Origin of the sequence: Aeromonas sp. QDB56, assembly GCF_027705505.1 — a bacterium.
In the GTDB taxonomy this organism is placed as follows: Bacteria; Pseudomonadota; Gammaproteobacteria; order Enterobacterales; family Aeromonadaceae; genus Aeromonas; species Aeromonas caviae.
Window position 1 is genome coordinate 1 of the sequence record NZ_JAPDBZ010000085.1, and the last position, 16,805, is coordinate 16,805.

Annotated in this window: 13 protein-coding genes; 9 read left to right on the forward strand and 4 right to left on the reverse strand. The window is 62.7% G+C overall.

Annotated elements, in window-relative coordinates; all coding sequences use genetic code 11:
- Positions 1-158: 158 nt before the first annotated feature.
- The 7 genes from ebgR (at position 159) to OKB81_RS13635 (ending at position 9,780) form a co-directional block, all read left to right on the forward strand.
- Complete coding sequence (gene ebgR, locus OKB81_RS13605) at positions 159-1,124, forward strand: transcriptional regulator EbgR (RefSeq protein WP_119197076.1); 966 nt, start codon at positions 159-161, stop codon at positions 1,122-1,124.
- 321 nt (positions 1,125-1,445) lie between these two features.
- The gene (gene ebgA / locus OKB81_RS13610) at positions 1,446-4,520 is read left to right on the forward strand and encodes a beta-galactosidase subunit alpha (protein WP_160838577.1); all 3,075 of its coding nucleotides are present in this window, start codon (positions 1,446-1,448) and stop codon (positions 4,518-4,520) included.
- Positions 4,517-4,972 carry a beta-galactosidase subunit beta gene (locus OKB81_RS13615; RefSeq protein WP_043851543.1) on the forward strand — a complete coding sequence of 152 codons (456 nt, stop codon included), beginning with the start codon at positions 4,517-4,519 and terminating at the stop codon, positions 4,970-4,972. Before ebgA ends, OKB81_RS13615 begins: the two co-directional genes overlap by 4 nt.
- Before the next feature lie 102 nt (positions 4,973-5,074).
- A complete protein-coding gene (locus tag OKB81_RS13620) occupies positions 5,075-6,520 on the forward strand; it encodes an amino acid permease (RefSeq protein ID WP_270805274.1) in 1,446 nt (481 codons plus the stop codon).
- 63 nt (positions 6,521-6,583) lie between these two features.
- On the forward strand, positions 6,584-6,922 hold the full coding sequence (locus OKB81_RS13625; protein ID WP_026080427.1) for a tRNA-binding protein: 339 nt from the start codon (positions 6,584-6,586) through the stop codon (positions 6,920-6,922).
- Between the two features lie 167 nt (positions 6,923-7,089).
- A complete protein-coding gene (locus OKB81_RS13630; protein WP_119197074.1) occupies positions 7,090-8,535 on the forward strand; it encodes an amino acid permease in 1,446 nt (481 codons plus the stop codon).
- Positions 8,536-8,808: 273 nt separating this feature from the next.
- Positions 8,809-9,780: a bile acid:sodium symporter family protein gene (locus OKB81_RS13635; protein ID WP_160838573.1), complete on the forward strand. Its 972-nt coding sequence runs from the start codon at positions 8,809-8,811 to the stop codon at positions 9,778-9,780.
- 57 nt (positions 9,781-9,837) lie between these two features.
- Here the strand turns inward: OKB81_RS13635 and ovoA are convergent, their stop codons facing one another.
- Positions 9,838-11,985 (reverse strand): 5-histidylcysteine sulfoxide synthase, encoded by a 2,148-nt coding sequence (ovoA, locus tag OKB81_RS13640; protein WP_053288849.1) that lies wholly within the window; start codon positions 11,983-11,985, stop codon positions 9,838-9,840.
- 298 nt (positions 11,986-12,283) lie between these two features.
- Here ovoA and OKB81_RS13645 point away from each other — a divergent pair, with 298 nt between their 5' ends.
- Positions 12,284-13,006, forward strand: a complete 723-nt coding sequence (locus tag OKB81_RS13645) for a GIN domain-containing protein (protein WP_053288848.1) — start codon at positions 12,284-12,286, stop codon at positions 13,004-13,006.
- Positions 13,007-13,078: 72 nt separating this feature from the next.
- Here the strand turns inward: OKB81_RS13645 and OKB81_RS13650 are convergent, their stop codons facing one another.
- The 3 genes from OKB81_RS13650 to OKB81_RS13660 all read right to left on the reverse strand — a co-directional run bounded on the left by OKB81_RS13650 (position 13,079) and on the right by OKB81_RS13660 (position 15,673).
- Complete coding sequence (locus OKB81_RS13650; protein WP_010672467.1) at positions 13,079-13,585, reverse strand: DinB family protein; 507 nt, start codon at positions 13,583-13,585, stop codon at positions 13,079-13,081.
- Positions 13,586-13,648: 63 nt separating this feature from the next.
- A complete protein-coding gene (gene fghA / locus OKB81_RS13655; protein WP_039039543.1) occupies positions 13,649-14,497 on the reverse strand; it encodes an S-formylglutathione hydrolase in 849 nt (282 codons plus the stop codon).
- A gap of 48 nt (positions 14,498-14,545) precedes the next feature.
- Entirely contained in the window at positions 14,546-15,673 is a 1,128-nt protein-coding gene (locus OKB81_RS13660) for an S-(hydroxymethyl)glutathione dehydrogenase/class III alcohol dehydrogenase (RefSeq protein ID WP_010672469.1), read from the reverse strand.
- A gap of 118 nt (positions 15,674-15,791) precedes the next feature.
- Here OKB81_RS13660 and OKB81_RS13665 point away from each other — a divergent pair, with 118 nt between their 5' ends.
- Positions 15,792-16,697 carry a LysR substrate-binding domain-containing protein gene (locus OKB81_RS13665; RefSeq protein ID WP_119197069.1) on the forward strand — a complete coding sequence of 302 codons (906 nt, stop codon included), beginning with the start codon at positions 15,792-15,794 and terminating at the stop codon, positions 16,695-16,697.
- The last annotated feature ends 108 nt before the right edge of the window (positions 16,698-16,805 follow it).

The window sequence follows — 16,805 nt, forward strand, 5'->3', positions numbered from 1 at the left end:
GATGTGGAGCGGGTGATGTCACTTTGTAGCCGAGATTGGATAAAACTGACCTAATGTTTAATCCGATTGGTATTAGTAAAAGTGCTGGGCTATCAAGGGATTGCCCGTTACTCTTTAGCCGTTACCGATTAACACGTGATGCTGCCAGCGAGGTATTGATGGCTACGTTGAAGGAAATTGCACAGGAAGCGGGGGTTTCTCTCGCCACGGTATCCCGGGTACTGAACGAGGATCCCAGCCTGAGCGTCAAGGAAGAGACCAAGCAGCGGATCTTCGAGATTGCCGAACGGCTGGAGTACAAGACCAGCAGCGCCCGCAAGGGGGTACACAAGAGCAAGCTGCACTTTCTGGTGGTCTATGCCTATCCCCAGAGTACCGAGGTCAACGACCCTTACTATCTCGCTATCCGTTATGGCATCGAAACCCAGAGTGCCCGCCTCAATATCGAACTGACTCATCTCTACAACTGCGGTGAAGGGCGCGAACTTAGCGCCGTGGATGGCATTCTGGTGGTCGGCACCCTCACAGCCGAGCGTCTCGTCCAGCTAAGGGCTTGTTCCAGCCAGCTGGTGTTTGTCGACTGCCGTTCACAGGGCGAGTTCGACTCGGTCGATGTGGATCTCGCCCTGATCAGCCAGCAGGTAGTCGATTACTTCATTGCGCAGGGGCACCAGCGTATCGGTTATATCGGTGGCCAGGATGAGAATCCGGACCTGCGTGAACTGGCCTTCCGGGAGTATGGCCAGCGGCTGGGGGTGGTGCAGGAGAGCGATCTCTATCGTGGGGACTTCTCCAGCGCTTCCGGATACCAGTTGGCGAAGGAGATGCTGGTTGGCGACTGGCCCAAGGCGCTGTTCGTCGCCTCCGACTCCATCGCCATTGGTGTGCTGCGTGCCATTCATGAGAAGGGATTGGCGATTCCCCAGCAGATCGAGCTTATCAGCGTCAACGATATTCCGACCGCCAAGTTCACCTTCCCGCCGCTCTCAACGGTGCGGATCCACTCCGAGTTGATGGGCTCCCAGGGGGTAAATTTGCTGGTTGAGCGGCTGCGAGACGAGCGGGATATTCCCCTTCGGGTGCTGGTACCGAGCAAGTTGACCCTGCGTGGCACCACCCGCTGATTTTAGTAAAATATTCTGCTTTTTAGTCGCGCCATCTTGCGGTGGTGCGACACATCTCCCTAGCAAACCTCTTTCCCATATCATCCAGCATCTTCATATCATATTGTTTTATAGTTAATTTTATTGTAGCGCAGCTAGCTACTATCAACATCCATGCCACTCATCCATATCTTGCCCTCCTTTATCTCCCGCTTCTGATCTCGCTCACAAAACCATCTGTTCATTGTGATCAGGTTAAAACTTTACCAATCCAAAGCTGATATTTAGTAAATGTTTATCTAGAGTTTACCCAGTCAAAGTTGCCTTGTTCCGGGAGGACATGTGAATAACTGGGAAAACGTCCAATTCGTTGGTGAAAACAGGCTGGCTCCGCGCGCCTACTTCTTCTCTTATGCCGACCACGTGCTGGCGGCCACCATGCAGCGCGAGCTGAGCCGCCGTTTTCTGGGGCTGAGCGGCCAATGGCAGTTCCACTACTTCGACCACCCCCTGCAGGTGCCGGAGGCCTTCTATCACAGCCCCATGAGCGAGTGGGGCCAGATCACCGTGCCCAACATGTGGCAGATGGAAGGACATGGTCAGCTCCAGTACACCGACGAAGGTTTTCCCTTCCCCATAGACGTGCCCTTCGTGCCGACCAACAACCCCACCGGCGCCTATCAGCGCAGCTTCACGCTGAGCCCGGCCTGGGATGGCGAGCAGGTGATCATCAAGTTTGACGGGGTGGAGACCTACTTCGAGGTCTATGTGAACGGCCACTATGTCGGCTTCAGCAAGGGGAGCCGTCTCACCGCCGAGTTCGATATCAGTGCCTACGCCAACATTGGCGAGAACCTGCTGTCGGTACGGGTGATGCAGTGGGCGGACTCCACCTATATCGAAGATCAGGACATGTGGTGGATGGCGGGGATCTTCCGCGACGTCTATCTGGTGGGCAAACCGGCCGCCCATGTGCAGGACTTCTTCATCCGCACCGCGCTGGCCGACGACAACCGGAGCGCGACCCTGAGCTGCGATATCCAGCTGGAGAACCTGGGGGCAGCAGCCCGTGATCTCCGTCTGGTCTGGTCCCTGCTGGATCAGGGCAGCGAGATCGCCAGCGGCTCCCTCGACCATCTCGCCATCGACGGCAAGTGTGATTGCCGCTTCACGCTGGATCTGGCCAACCCCCATCTGTGGAGCGCCGAAGATCCTTACCTCTACCAGCTGCAACTCTCCCTCTACAACGGTCAGGGCGAGCTGCTGGAAGTGATCCCGCAGCGGGTCGGGGTGTGTGAAATCAAGGTCAAAGATGGTCTCTTCTACGTCAACGGCCACTACCTCAAGCTGCACGGGGTGAACCGTCACGACAACGACCACCTCAAGAGCCGTGCGGTCGGCATGGACCGTGTTGAGCGCGATATCGTGTTGATGAAGCAGCACAACCTCAACTCGGTGCGCACCGCCCACTACCCGAACGACCCGCGTTTCTACGAGCTGTGCGACCAGTACGGTCTGTTCGTGATGGCGGAGACCGACGTGGAGACCCACGGCTTTGCCAACGTCGGCGATCTCAGCCGCATCACCGACGACTCCTTCTGGGAGCCGGTGTTCGTGGATCGCATCGAGCGCCACGTGCACGCCCAGAAGAACCACCCCTCCATCATCATCTGGTCGCTCGGCAACGAGTCCGGCTACGGTTGCAACATCAGAGCCATGTACCAGCGCTGCAAGGCGATCGACCCGACCCGGCTGGTGCACTACGAAGAGGATCGCGATGCCGAGGTGGTGGATGTGGTCAGCACCATGTATTCCCGCGTCTCCCAGATGAACTGCTTCGGCGAGTTCCCGATGGCGAAGCCACGCATCCTCTGCGAATACGCCCACGCCATGGGCAACGGCCCGGGTGGCCTGAGCGAATACCAGCAGGTGTTTGACCGCCATCCCCACATTCAGGGTCACTACATCTGGGAGTGGTGCGATCACGGCATTCTGGATCAGGACGAGCAGGGCCGCCCAGTCTACAAGTACGGCGGCGACTACGGCGACTACCCCAACAACTACAACTTTTGCATGGATGGCCTCATCTATCCGGATCAGACCCCGGGGCCGGGGCTGCATGAATACAAGCAGGTGATCTGCCCGGTCAAGGTGCGGGCACTGGATCTGGCGAGCGGCAAGCTGGAAGTGGAAAACCGCTACTGGTTCTCCAGTCTCGACGACATCCGTCTGCTGGTCGAAGTGAAGGCTGAGGGCGAGCTGCTGGCCAGCCAGCAAATCCGGTTGGAAGGGATTGCTCCCGGTGCCACCACTGAGCTACAACTCGAGCTGCCATCCCTTGATGGGCGGGAAACCTTCGTCCAGCTGCGGGTCATCAAGGCCACTGCCACCCGTTACAGCGCGGCGGAGCACGAGCTGGGCCAGTACCAGTTCCGGCTGAAAGAGTCGACTCGCCAGCTGCAGCCCTTTGCCAATCCCAACGCTACTCCGTTGGATATCGCTGATGAGCGCCTCGCGCTGACCTTGAGCGGTAGCGGCTTTGCCCTGCGCTTCTCGCGCCTCGACGGCAAGCTGGTGAGCTGGCAGCAGGATGGTATCGAGCTCATCGAGCGTTCGCCGCGCCTCACCTTCTTCAAGCCGATGATCGACAACCACAAGCAGGAGTACGAGAGCCTGTGGCACCCCAACCACCTGCAGATCATGCAGGAGCACTTCCGCACCTTAAGCTGGCGTCAGCTGGGCGAGGCGGTCGAGGTGACGGTCGAGAGTCTGATCGCGCCGCCGGTGTTCGACTTCGGCATGCGTTGCCGCTACGTCTACACCCTGAGCCCGAATGGTCAGCTGCATGTGGCGCTGTCCGGTCAGCCCTATGGCGGCTATGACGACATCATTCCCAAGATCGGCTTCGAGCTGGGCATTCGTCAGGATCTCGACCGGGTGCACTACTACGGCATGGGGCCGGGCGAGAACTATCAGGACAGTCGCCAGAGCAACTGGATCGACAGCTTCCAGAGCACAGTCAGCGAGATGTGGGAGCACTACCCCTTCCCGCAGGACAACGGCAACCGCCAGCAGGTGCGCTGGGCGACCCTGACCAACCGCCACGGCGCCGGTCTCTACGTGCGGCCCGATGCCCCCATCAACCTGAGCGTCTGGCCCTACAGCTGGGAGCATATCCACGCGGCGCAACACATCAACGAGCTGGAGCCGAGTGGTTATCTCACCCTCAATCTGGATCACAAGGTACTGGGGCTCGGCTCCAACTCCTGGGGCTCCGAGGTGCTGGACTCCTGGCGGGTGCGCTTCGAGCCGTTCAGCTTCGGCCTGACCCTGCTGCCCATCGCTCGCGGCAACCTCAATCCGGCTGCGCTGGCCGGGCTCGACCTCACCATCAACGGCGGGAGGAACCTCGCATGATCACCCTGGACAACCTGACCCTGTTCAAAAACATCTACCGGGAGGGCAAGAAGTGGGGCCGCTGCGTGGAGGCCATCAACAACCTGCCGAACCTCAAGCCCGGCATCTGCCACTCCATCGGTGACTCCCTCACCTACCGCTTGCAGGAGGGGGCCAGCCCGGCCACCTCACTGTTCGAGGGGCAGCGCCGCTACTTCGACGTCCACTACTACCTGGAAGGGGAAGAGACGGTGGAGTGGGCAGCCAAGAGCGAGCTGGCGGTCGAGCAGGCTTATGACGACACCACAGACCGCGAGTGGCTGGCCGGTGAGGTGCGTGAGCGCCAGCAGGTGGGCAACGGGCAGGTGGTGATCTTCGAGAACGACGAGGCTTACAGGTTTGTCGGCGACGGGCCGGTGCGCAAGGTGATCATCAAGGTCACCGTCGAAGGCGGCTACTTCAAGAACAAATAACAAGCCGCCGGTTCTGCACTGACAAAGCCGAAAGGGCGGGGCTCACCCTACACATCATGCCCCGCCCTTTCGCTGAGATAACTACAGGTCTGGAGATGCACCATGTCTGATTCCAAACGCAATACGATAGGCAAGTTTGGTCTGCTGTCGCTCACCTTCGCGGCGGTATTCAGCTTCAACAACGTCATCAACAACAACATCGAGATCGGTCTGGCCTCGGCCCCGATGTTCTTTCTGGCCACCCTTTTTTACTTCATTCCGTTCTGTCTGATCATTGCGGAGTTCGTGTCACTGAACAAAAACTCCGAAGCGGGGGTGTATGCCTGGGTGAAGAGCTCCCTCGGCGGTCGCTGGGCCTTCATCTCCGCCTACACCTACTGGTTCGTGAACCTCTTCTTCTTCACCTCCTTGCTGCCGCGGGTCATCGCCTACGCCTCCTATGCCTTCCTCGGCTACGAGTACATTCTCACCCCGGTGGCGACCACGGCCTTGAGCATGGTGCTGTTTGCCTTTGCCACCTACGTCTCCACCAACGGCACCAAGATGCTCGGCCCCATCACCTCGGTGACCTCGTCCCTGATGCTGCTGCTGACCCTCTCCTACATTCTGCTGGCAGGTGCGGCACTGGTGGGCGGCGTACAACCGGCTGACCCCATCACGGTAGAGGCCATGGTCCCCGATTTCAGCTGGGCCTTCCTCGGCATCACCACCTGGATCTTTATGGCAGCCGGTGGCGCCGAGTCGGTGGCGGTCTACGTCAATGACGTGAAGGGCGGCTCCAAATCCTTCGTGAAGGTGATCATCATCGCCGGGATCTTTATCGGCGTGCTCTACTCCATCGCATCGCTGTTGATCAACGTCTTCGTCCACAGCTACACCCTGAAATACACTGGCGGCTCGGTGCAGGTGTTCGAGGGGCTGGCGGCCTACTTCGGCCTGCCGGAGATCCTGATGAACCGCTTCGTCGGGCTGGTCTCCTTCACCGCCATGTTCGGCTCCCTGCTGATGTGGACGGCGACCCCGGTGAAGATCTTCTTCTCCGAGATCCCGGCCGGCATCTTCGGCAAGAAAACCGTCGAGCTGAACGAGAACGGCGTACCCGCCCGGGCAGCCTGGATCCAGTACCTCATCGTGCTGCCGTTGATGGTGATCCCGACCCTGGGCTCCAACACAGCGCAGGATCTGATGAACACCGTCATCAACATGACCGCCGCCGCCTCCATGCTGCCGCCGCTGTTCATCATGCTGGCCTACCTCAATCTGCGGCTGAAGCTCGACCACCTGCCGCGGGAGTTCAAGATGGGTTCGCGCACCACCGGCATCGCCGTGGTGTCGGTGCTGATCGTCCTCTTCTCGGTGGGCTTCCTCGCCTCCACCTTCCCGACCGGCGCCGACATCATGACAATCGTCTTCTACAACGTCGGCGGGATCGTGATTTTCCTCGGCTTCGCCTGGTGGAAATACAACAGATACGAGGCCTCCCTCAGCGCCAAGGCGCGCGCGAAAGAGGCCGAGCCAGCGGCGCAGGTCGTCATCCAGCCGTCATGACCCCCATCAAACCGGGTGGCCGTTGGCCACCCGCAAACCGTTGAACCAGAGAAGGAAAAGTGCATGAGCGAGACGATCGAGTTTGCCGAATTCAAGCGGGTCGAGATGAAGGTGGGCAAGGTGCTGGAGGTGGTGCGTCACCCCGGGGCCGACAAACTCTATATCGTCCAGATCGACGTGGGTGGCGAGCGGCCGCTGCAGACCGTCACCAGTCTGGTGCCTTACTACAGCGAAGAGGAGCTGATGGGCAGCGAGGTGGTGGTGCTGACCAACCTCAAGCCTACCCGAATGCGCGGCGAGCGATCCGAGTGCATGTTGCTGTGCGCCGAGACCCCGGACGAGAGCCAGAGCGTGCTGTTGCAACCGCGGGTGCCGATGGCGCCGGGCACTCCGATCGTCTGAATGGTATTGCGAGCTGGTGCGGTGAGATTGCACCGGTTCACCAACGAGGCCGCCCACGCGGCCCGATCACAACAAGAGAGTAGCGGGCGGGGCCGACTGACCCTTGCCGAACACATCACAGAGTCACAGCGTTACCCGCAGGGAGCGCGAGTCCACTGGAGGACACCATGTCTGAATCCGTACGCGGCACCATAGGCAAGTTTGCCCTGTTGTCGATGACCTTTGCCGCCGTGTTCAACGTGCGCAACATCGTCAACAACAACATCGAGCTGGGGCTCAGCTCAGCCCCCATCTTCCTGCTGGCGACCATCGTCTACTTCATCCCGTTCGTCTTCATCATCGCCGAGTTCGTCTCGGCCAACAAAAACTCCGAGTCGGGGATGTACGACTGGCTCAAGAAGCCGCTCGGCACCCGGATGGCCTATCTGGGCTCGTTTCTCTACTGGTTCGTGAACCTGTTCTGGTTCGTCTCCCTGCTGCCCAACGTCATCGCCTACGCCTCCTACGCCATGCTGGGCTATGAGTACAGCTTCTCGCCCATGGTCACCTCGATCATCTCCATCGTGCTGTTCGCGGCGGCGACCCACATCTCCACCAAGGGGGCGAGCTGGCTCGGCAAGATTGCGGAGATCGTGGCCTACGGTGTATTTGCCCTGTTCGCCATCTATGTGCTGGGGGCCCTGATGGCCCTGAGTGGGGATCATGTGCCGGCCCAGCCCATCACGCTGGAGGCGATGACTCCCACCGTCAACTGGGCGACGCTCGGCATCATGTGCTGGATCTTCCAGGCGGCGGGCGGTGCCGAGACAGCGGCGGCCTACCTCAATGACGTGAAGGGCGGCCAGAAGTCCTTCATCAAGGTGATCATCAGTGCGGGTATCGTCATCGGTGCCATGTATGCGGTCGGTTCCCTGTTGGTGAACGTGTTCGTACCGCGCGAGAGCCTCACCTATGCCGGCGGCATGGTGGAGATCTTCACCGGCATGGCGCAGTACTTCGGTCTCTCCGAGGCGCTGGTGGGCCGCTTTGTCGGCGTGGTGCTGTTCATCGCCATGTTCGGCTCCATGATGATGTGGACCTCGGCGCCGGTGAAGATCCACTTCTCCGAGATCCCCCAGGGGGTTTACGGCGAGAAGACCACCCAGCTCAACGAGCACGGGGTGCCGGTGCGCGCCGCCTGGTGGCAGTTTGTCTTCGTGTTCGCGATGCTGGTGGTGAACGGCTTCGGCTCCGAGTCGGTACAGCAGATGATGAACACCGCCATCAACCTCACCGCCGGTACCGCCATGTTGCCGCCGATCTTCATCATGGTGGCCTACTTCGTGTTCCGCTGGAAACATGACGACACCCCCCGCGAGTTCCGCATGGGGTCGCGCAAGTTCGGGATGGGCGTGGTGTCTGTGCTGATCGCCATTTTCGTGGTGAGCATGAGTGCCTCCGCCTTCCCGGCCGGGGTGGATCTGGTGCGCGCCTTCTTCATCAACGTCTTTATGACCGCAGTCTTCTCGGCGCTGGCCTACTGGTGGATCTCCCGCTTCGAGAAGCGCCAAGCCCGCAAGTCAGGTGGCAACGAGAAAAAAGCGGGCAGCGGCACCCTGGCCAGCCAGCGCTGATCGGCATGTGGCAAACAGGAGACGGGCGGCCTTGGTCGCCCGTTTTTTGTTGGCCGGATCCGGGACCGGAGGGGCAAACTCGTTTAGTTTTGCTGTGAGAATGTGCGTTATCGTTTAACAAAATGAAACAAATGAGGCTGCCGCTCAACTTTGCACCATAGGGTGTTCGGGGTAAGCTTGTCCCTTCGTATCCGGGGTCGCCGTCTGATGACGCCTTCCCCGTGCCCTGTCGTCCCCATCCCGTGCGGGACGCGCTTTCTCTGGAGACTCCCCGTGCGTCTGGATCCTTTTACCTCTGTGCTGATTGTGGTGGTCGCGCTGGCCTCCTTCTTCCCCTGCGAGGGGCAGGTGGCCGTCTGGTTCGGTCTGTTGACCAAGCTGGCGGTGGCGCTCTTGTTCTTCATGCATGGTGCCAAGCTGTCGCGCCAGAACCTGCTGGCGGGCCTCGGCCACTGGCGGCTGCACCTGGTGGTGATGGCGAGCACCTTCCTGCTCTTCCCGCTGCTGGGGCTGCTGCTCACGCCCCTGGTGCCCCAGTGGCTGAGCCCGGCCATCTATCTCGGTTTCTTGTATCTGTGCGCCCTGCCCGCCACCGTGCAGTCGGCCATCGCCTTCACCTCCATGGCGGGGGGCAATGTGTCGGCGGCGGTGTGCAGCGCCTCGGCCTCCAGCATCCTCGGCATCTTCCTCTCGCCGGTGTTGGTAGGGCTGATGATCAATGTGCAGGGGGAGGGGGTCGATACCTGGCACTCCATTCAGGCCATCATGGTGCAGCTGATGTTGCCGTTCGTGGTGGGCCACCTGTCGCGCCCCCTCATCGGTCGCTGGGTTGACAGCCACCGGCCGCTCATTGGCAAGCTGGATCAAAGCTCCATCCTGCTGGTGGTCTACGTGGCCTTCAGCGAGGCGGTGGTGCAGGGGATCTGGCACCAGGTCGGCTGGTACGATCTCGCCAGCATCGTGCTGCTGAGTTGCGTGCTGCTGGCGCTGGTGCTGGGGTGGCACATCTGGATCAGTCGCCGCCTCGGTTTCAACAGGGCGGACGAGATCACCATCGTCTTCTGCGGCTCCAAAAAGAGCCTGGCCAACGGGGTGCCCATGGCCAACGTCATGTTCCCCGCCGCCAGCGTCGGGGTCATGGTGCTGCCCCTGATGATCTTCCACCAGATCCAGCTGATGGTGTGCGCCGTGCTGGCCCGCCGCTACCGCGAGCAGGAGGCGGTGCCCCAGGTACAGGAGGGGTAAGCGGTCCGGATAAAGAAGAGGGAGGCCATGGGCCTCCCTCTTTCGTTTGCCGCGTCGTCAGCGTTTGCGCCAGACGGTGAGCTGGGCCACCGTGTGCTGGTACTTGCGGGCGGTCTCGCGGATGACGAAGGGGACGTCCCTCGGGGGCATGTGCTCCTCGAACTCCTCCGCCAGCAGCCGTTGCAGCGCCTGATAGGTGCCGAGGGCCTCGCCGTTTTCCCGGATGCCGCCGAGCCAGTTGGCCTTGGGGGTGTAGTCGGTCAGCCAGGTGTAGGGGCTGGTGAGCACCAGCAGGCCGCCGCTGCGAAGGCGCGGAGCAATGTCCCGCAGGAAGCGGGCGGGCTCCCGCAGCCGGTCGATCAGGTTGGAGGCGAGCACCAGGTCGTAGTCGCCGTACTTGGGCTTGAGGTTGCAGGCATCCCCCTGGCTGAAGTGGACCCGCTCGCTCTGCTCGCGACCGAGCTCGTGGCGGGAGAGGCGCGCCTCGCAATATTCCACCAGATCCCCTTCCACCGGCACCGCATAGCGGAAGCTGTCCTGTCTTGCCAGGGTCAGGGCCACGTCGATGAAGCGGGCCGAGTAGTCCACCCCGTCCACGTGGGCGAAGCGGCGAGCCAGTTCGAAGCTGGCCCGGCCGGTGGCGCAGCCGATGTCGAGCGCCCGCTCATGGCGGCCGCAGAGCTCGCTGGCAAGACCGGCCAGAGCCTCGGCGTAGTTGGCGACCCCGAAGTGGCTCGGACCGTACTGGAAGTCGAGATACTGGGCGACCAGGGTGTCGGTTTCATAAGGGTTCACGATGACGGGCTCCTGATGGCGTGAGACCAGGTAGCGGAAGCCCGCGTGCTGGAAGAAGTGGCGACGGAAGGCGTAGCGGGAGGATTTGAGCGCCTCGTTGCCGGTGCTGATCCAGCTCCCGCCCTTGATGAGGGTGTGCTTGCCGTCGAAGGTGGGGGTGGAGAAGTCGTCGTAGAGGGGGTGCACCTTGAACCCCTCGAAGCCGTCGATGGCGGTGCTGGTCCACTGCCAGACGTTGCCCACCAGATCGAAGAAGCTGCCCTGGGGGCAGGCATCCACCGGGCAGGAGGAGGCGAAGCGGGCCAGGTTGATGTTGCCGGGGGCCTCCATCCAGTCCGGCTGATCGCCGGCCAGTTGTTCCCGTAGCAGCATCCACTCCCCCTCGCTCGGTAGCTGGACGGGCAGGCCGGTCTGATCCGCCTTCCAGCGGCAGAAGGCGGCGGCCTCCAGCTGGTTCACCTCCACCGGCCAGTCCCAGGGCATGGGGACCTGCTCGGTCATCAGCCGCAGATGCAATTGTTCGGGTTCGAGGGGGTCGCCGACCCAGAAGGTGGGCATGCGGGCCTTGGCATACTGGCGCCAGCCCCAGCCTTCGTCATCCCACCAGTCACGGGTCTCGTAGCCGCCCGCCTGCACGAAGGCCAGGTATTCGGCGTTGCTCACCAGCATGCGGCTGGCCTGGAAGGGGGCCAGCTCGATGTGGCGCTCGCCGTATTCGTTGTCCCAGCCGTAGGTGGCGTCCTGCTTGCCGAGGCGCACCTGGCCGCCGGCCACCGGCAGCAGGGTGTTGACGGGGACGGCGGCGAGATCGTGGCGCGCCTCGGGGCAGACCGGCCACTGGGGCTGGCTGCGCACCCAGGCCAGGGGCAGCTGGCGGATCAGCACGCTGGAGGTCTCGAGGTGGATGCGCTCGTGCTCTATGCCCATCAGGATGACCCAGGCCGGGCTCTGCCAATGGATGGGCAGCTCGATCGGCATCCGCTCGATGAAATCACACACCAGGGCGCGCACCCGGCCGCGGTAGTCACGCAGCTCGGCCACAGTGGGCCAGTCGTAGTGGGTTTCGTCCAGATCGTCCCAGCTCATCTCGTCCACCCCGATGGCGACCAGGGCCTCGATGCGGGGGTCGAGCCGACTCTCGATGAGACGGGCCGCCAGCAGCTTGTTGACGAAGAAGGCGGCGGTATGGCCGTAGTAGAAGATGAGCGGGTGGCGCAGGGGGATCGCCTTGTTGAACCAGGCCCGCTCGTCGGCCAGGCAGTCGAACAGCGAGTCGTAGAGATCGAAGGTCTGGCAGAAGTAGGCGAGGAGCTCGCGGCGCTTGTGGTCGGGATCGTCGCCGGTCAGCAGCGGGGTGCGGGTGGGGGCAGGCAGGCCCGGATGGACGAATGGGTGGCTGGCTTGGGTCACGCTCTGACTCCTTGTTGATTCTGGCGGGTGAAGCAGCGATGGAGTGCTCTATACGCACCAGGTATCACTATTGGCTCAACGAACCGGGGCGGCAACCAAAAAAATGGGTCAACGCCCTCCTTCGGGTGTGGTCAGATTGACCAGATTGTGGTCTGAATGACTCTTTGTTGTGGGCAATTCGAGCCTCGAAATATTGAAATGGATAGATAAATCATAATGTTATCCATGTGGCACAGGGTTTGCTCATTGCCACTCACCTGCCGCGCCGTGCGGCAAAGAGGAAACGAGGAGTAGCGGGATGAAATGGATGCTGGGCGTGGTGCTGGCCCTGGGACTGACCGGATGCAGCTGGCAGGATGACGTCAAGGTGCGCGGGGAGGGGGCCGTGGTGGAGCAGCAGCATCCCCTGGGGCATGAGGTGACCCGGGTGCTGGCGGGCGTGCCCGCCAACCTGTACCTGGTGGCGGGAGAGAGCCACACCCTCAGGGTCAAGGGGGAGGCCAATCTGCTGCCCTATCTGGTGCTCACCGAGCAGGGGGAGAAGCTGGAGATCGAGGTCAAGGATGGCTACCGGCTCGACCCCACCCAGCCGCTGGAGATCACCATCACCCTGCCGACGCTGCACGAGTTGGCACTGGCGGGAGTTGGCAACGGCGCCTTGCGCGACTTCAAGGGGGATGATCTGGTGCTCTCCCTGGCGGGCACGGGGGACATCGTCGCCAGCGGGCTGACGCTGGATCGGCTGGAGGGCAACATCGCCGGGCTGGGCAACCTGGATCTGGGGCAGGGCTCCGCCCGGGTGATGGCGCTGAACATCGCCGGCGCCGGTGGCGTCAAGGGGGCCGGGATCGCCAGCGAGGAGGTCGAGGTGAGCATCGCCGGCAGTGGCGAGGTCGAGGTGCGTGCCCGGTCGCGGCTCAAGATAGAGATCGCCGGAGCCGGTGCGGTCAACTACTGGGGCAGCCCAGCGCTGACCAGCGAGATCGCGGGCTCGGGTCAGGTGAGCCGGTTGGGGAGCTGATCCCATCACCGCAACAATGAAAAAGGCCCCTCGGGGCCTTTTTTGCAGGATGCGACGCTGTTGGGTGACGCTTCACTCGAGGGGGAGTGCGAGGCCCAGATCGGCGTTCAGGCGCATCAGCAGCCACTGCATGCCGGCGAGGTGCTGGTGGTCATGGCTGACGAGCAGGCGCACCAGACCGTCCAGAGTCACCTCCCCATAGCCGCCATAGCGGGCGCGGCGCTGCCAGGCGTCGGACGGTACCGTCTTCAGCCATTCGACGGTCTGCAGGCGGGCGGTGCGAAACCGGTCGAGCTGCGTGGCGGTATCCTGCCGGGGGTAATCATGGTCCAGCGCGAGCTGATAGCCATCGAGGGAGGCGAGCTCCGGCAGGCTCTCCGCCAGGGTGCGACGAAACCGCACCTGATAGCCCAGCACCTCGATGTCCAGCAGGTGGCAGAGGTGCCCCCTGGCACTGAAACGCTCGGAGGGGATCCCGGCCCAGTTGGCGGGTTCCCAGTCCAGACGGTCGGTGGGGACCTGTGCCAGCAGCCGCTCGAACTGGTCCGGCATGGCCAGCAATGTGGTGAAGAGAGGCATCCTTGTCTCCTGTTTCCGGGTGAATGGCCGCCCGTTGACGGGGCGGCCACGAGCGGGTCAGCCTCAGGCCGGTTCGCCCAGGTGGTTGGCGTGAAAGCGCAGGTGCGCCTCGATGAAGCTCGCCACGAAGTAATAGCTGTGGTCGTAGCCGGCATGGCGGTTGAGCGTCAGGGGCCACGCCCGGGTGGCGGCCACTTCGGCCAGGGTGTCGATGCCGAGCTGCTCCGCCAGGAAGGGGTCGTCCAGCCCCACGTCCACCAGGGTCGGCAGGGGCGGGCTGTCGTGGTGGCGCAGCAGTTGGCAGGCATCCCACTCCTGCCACAGCAGGGGGTTGTTGCCGAGGTAGGCGCCGAGGGCCTTCTGGCCCCAGGGGCAGCGGCTCGGGTGGCTGATGGGGCTGAAGGCCGACACCGAGCGGTAGCGACCCGGCTCGCGCAGGGCGGCGATGAGGGCGCCGTGGCCTCCCATGGAGTGGCCGCTGATGGCGCGCTTCGTCGAGACCGGGAAGTGGGTCTCGATGAGCTCGGGCAGCTCCCGGGTGACGTAATCGTACATCTGGTAGTGATCCCGCCAGGGGGTCTGGGTGGCGTTGACGTAGAAACCCGCCCCCATGCCGAGGTCATAGCCGGGATCGTCCGCCACCCCTTCACCGCGGGGGCTGGTGTCCGGCGCTACCAGAGCGATGCCGAGCTCGGCGGCGATGCGCTGGGCCCCGGCTTTTTGCATGAAGTTCTCGTCGGTGCAGGTGAGACCGGAGAGCCAGTAGAGCACCGGGACTTTCTGGCCGGTGAGGGCCTGGGGCGGCAGGTAGATGGCGAAGCGCATCTCGCACCCCAGCACATTGGAGCGGTGGCGATACTGCTTGTGCCAGCCGCCGAAGCTCTTGTTGCTGCTGATGATGTCCAGATTCATGTAAGGACTCCTTGCCCCGCCCATGCGATGGGCGGGGCGCTCATGGGATCAGTAGTGGATGACGGTGCGGATGCTCTTGCCTTCGTGCATCAGATCGAACGCCTCGTTGATCTGCTCGAGGGGCATGGTGTGGGTGATGAAGTCGTCCAGCTTGAACTCACCCTGCATGTAGCGCTGTACGTAGCTCGGCAGCTCGCTGCGACCGCGCACGCCCCCGAAGGCGCTGCCGCGCCACACCCGGCCGGTGACCAGCTGGAACGGACGGGTGCTGATCTCCTGGCCCGCACCGGCCACGCCGATGATGACCGACTCGCCCCAGCCCTTGTGGCAGCACTCCAGTGCCGCGCGCATCACCTTGACGTTGCCGATGCACTCGAAGGAGAAGTCTACGCCGCCGTCGGTCATCTCGACGATCACCTCCTGGATGGGCTTGTCGAACGTGTTCGGGTTGATGCAGTCGGTGGCGCCCAGCTTGCGGGCCAGCTCGAACTTGCTCTCGTTGATGTCGATGGCGATGATGCGGCCGGCCTTGGCCAGGCGCGCGCCTATGATGGCGGAGAGGCCGATGCCCCCCAGCCCGAAGATGGCGACGCTCTCACCCTCTTTCACCTTGGCGGTGTTCATCACGGCGCCGATGCCGGTGGTGACGCCGCAGCCCAGCAGGCAGACCTCTTCCAGGGGGGCGGCCGGATCCACCTTGGCGATGGAGATTTCGGGCAGTACCGTGTATTCGCTGAAGGTGGAGGTGCCCATGTAGTGGTAGATGGGCTGGCCGTCCTTGGAGAAGCGGGTGGTGCCGTCCGGCATCAGCCCCTTGCCCTGGGTGGCGCGGATCTTCTGGCACAGGTTGGTCTTGCCGGATTTGCAGAACTTGCACTCGCCGCACTCTGGGGTGTAGAGCGGGATCACGTGATCGCCGACCTTGACGCTGGTGACGCCCTCGCCGACGGACTCGACGATACCGCCCCCTTCATGGCCCAGGATGCAGGGGAAGACCCCTTCCGGATCTTCACCGGAGAGGGTGAAGGCATCGGTGTGGCAGACGCCGGTCGCGACGATACGCACCCGCACCTCGCCGGCCTGGGGCGGCATGACCTCGACCTCTTCGATGGAGAGGGGCTGACCCGGTCCCCAGGCGATGGCGGCTTTACACTTGATGCTCTGAACCTGTGCCATGAATGACGTCCTCGTAGTGGTTGGATGAACGGAAATGAGTTCGGAGATCCAGTGTAGTTTCCCGCCGATTTGGTGATAATAACGCTAAGTATCAAATCACTTTTACACACAGGTAATAATGTTCGGCTGGGAAGGGGTCTGTGAATTTGTCAGCGTGGCGGAGCAGGGGGGCTTTACCCCGGCCGCGCGCAAGCTCGGGGTGTCGGTGGCCCAGGTGAGCCGCCAGGTGGCGCAGCTCGAAGACAGGCTGCAGGCCAAGCTGCTGCTGCGCACCACCCGTCAGGTGCGTCTCACCGAACTCGGGGAGATCTATTTTCGCCACTGCCGCCAGTTGCTGGACAACCTCTACGAGGCGGAGCTGGCGGTGGGACGCCATCAGGCGGTGCCCCAGGGCTCCTTGCGCATCACGGCCCCGGTCTCCTACGGCGAGAGCCGCATCGCCCCCTTGGTGAACGACTTCATGGTGCGCTTCCCCCAGCTGGAGGTGACCCTCAACCTCACCAACCAGTTGCTGGATCTGGTGCACGAGGGGTTCGATCTGGCGATCCGCCTCGGCCACCTCAAGGATTCGACCCTGGTGGCCCGCAAGCTGGCGCAGCGGGTACCCTATGTGTGTGCCTCCCCCGCCTACACCGCCCGCCACGGCATGCCCAACAGTCTCTCGGAGCTGGCCCGTCACACCTGCCTGGTGGGCAACGGGGACGAATGGCACTTCACCCTGAACGGTAAACCCCACAGCGTGCGGGTACGCGGTCTGCTTCAGTGCAACAGCGGCCACGCCCTGCTGGATGCGGCCATCAAGGGGATCGGCATCATCCAGCTGCCGGACTACTACGTGAGCGACCACCTCGCCCGGGGGGAGCTCATCGAGCTGCTGCCGGAGTTGCGGGCCCCCGAGGAGGGGATCTGGGCCCTCTATCCCCACAACCGCCACCTCTCTCCCAAGGTGCGGCTGCTGGTGGACTATCTGGCCGAGCGCCTCAGTGATCCCCATCAACCCACCCTGGTGCGCCCCATCGGCTGAGCCGTCGCCCGAAAAAGAAAAGGCCCGCATGTGCGGCAATGCTGTTCACTTAAGCGGAGCCGCATTGCGATTTACCGGAAAACGGGTCTTTGATATCTTCACCGCCCT

What these genes read in the sequence shown, in the direction of transcription:
- ebgR (WP_119197076.1), top strand. Translation starts at nt 159, where the DNA reads ATGGCTACGTTGAAGGAAATTGCACAGGAAGCGGGGGTTTCTCTCGCC.
- OKB81_RS13615 (WP_043851543.1), top strand. Translation starts at nt 4,517, where the DNA reads ATGATCACCCTGGACAACCTGACCCTGTTCAAAAACATCTACCGGGAG.
- OKB81_RS13620 (WP_270805274.1), top strand. Translation starts at nt 5,075, where the DNA reads ATGTCTGATTCCAAACGCAATACGATAGGCAAGTTTGGTCTGCTGTCG.
- OKB81_RS13625 (WP_026080427.1), top strand. Translation starts at nt 6,584, where the DNA reads ATGAGCGAGACGATCGAGTTTGCCGAATTCAAGCGGGTCGAGATGAAG.
- OKB81_RS13630 (WP_119197074.1), top strand. Translation starts at nt 7,090, where the DNA reads ATGTCTGAATCCGTACGCGGCACCATAGGCAAGTTTGCCCTGTTGTCG.
- OKB81_RS13645 (WP_053288848.1), top strand. Translation starts at nt 12,284, where the DNA reads ATGAAATGGATGCTGGGCGTGGTGCTGGCCCTGGGACTGACCGGATGC.
- OKB81_RS13650 (WP_010672467.1), bottom strand. Translation starts at nt 13,585, where the DNA reads ATGCCTCTCTTCACCACATTGCTGGCCATGCCGGACCAGTTCGAGCGG.
- fghA (WP_039039543.1), bottom strand. Translation starts at nt 14,497, where the DNA reads ATGAATCTGGACATCATCAGCAGCAACAAGAGCTTCGGCGGCTGGCAC.
- OKB81_RS13660 (WP_010672469.1), bottom strand. Translation starts at nt 15,673, where the DNA reads ATGGCACAGGTTCAGAGCATCAAGTGTAAAGCCGCCATCGCCTGGGGA.
- OKB81_RS13665 (WP_119197069.1), top strand. Translation starts at nt 15,792, where the DNA reads ATGTTCGGCTGGGAAGGGGTCTGTGAATTTGTCAGCGTGGCGGAGCAG.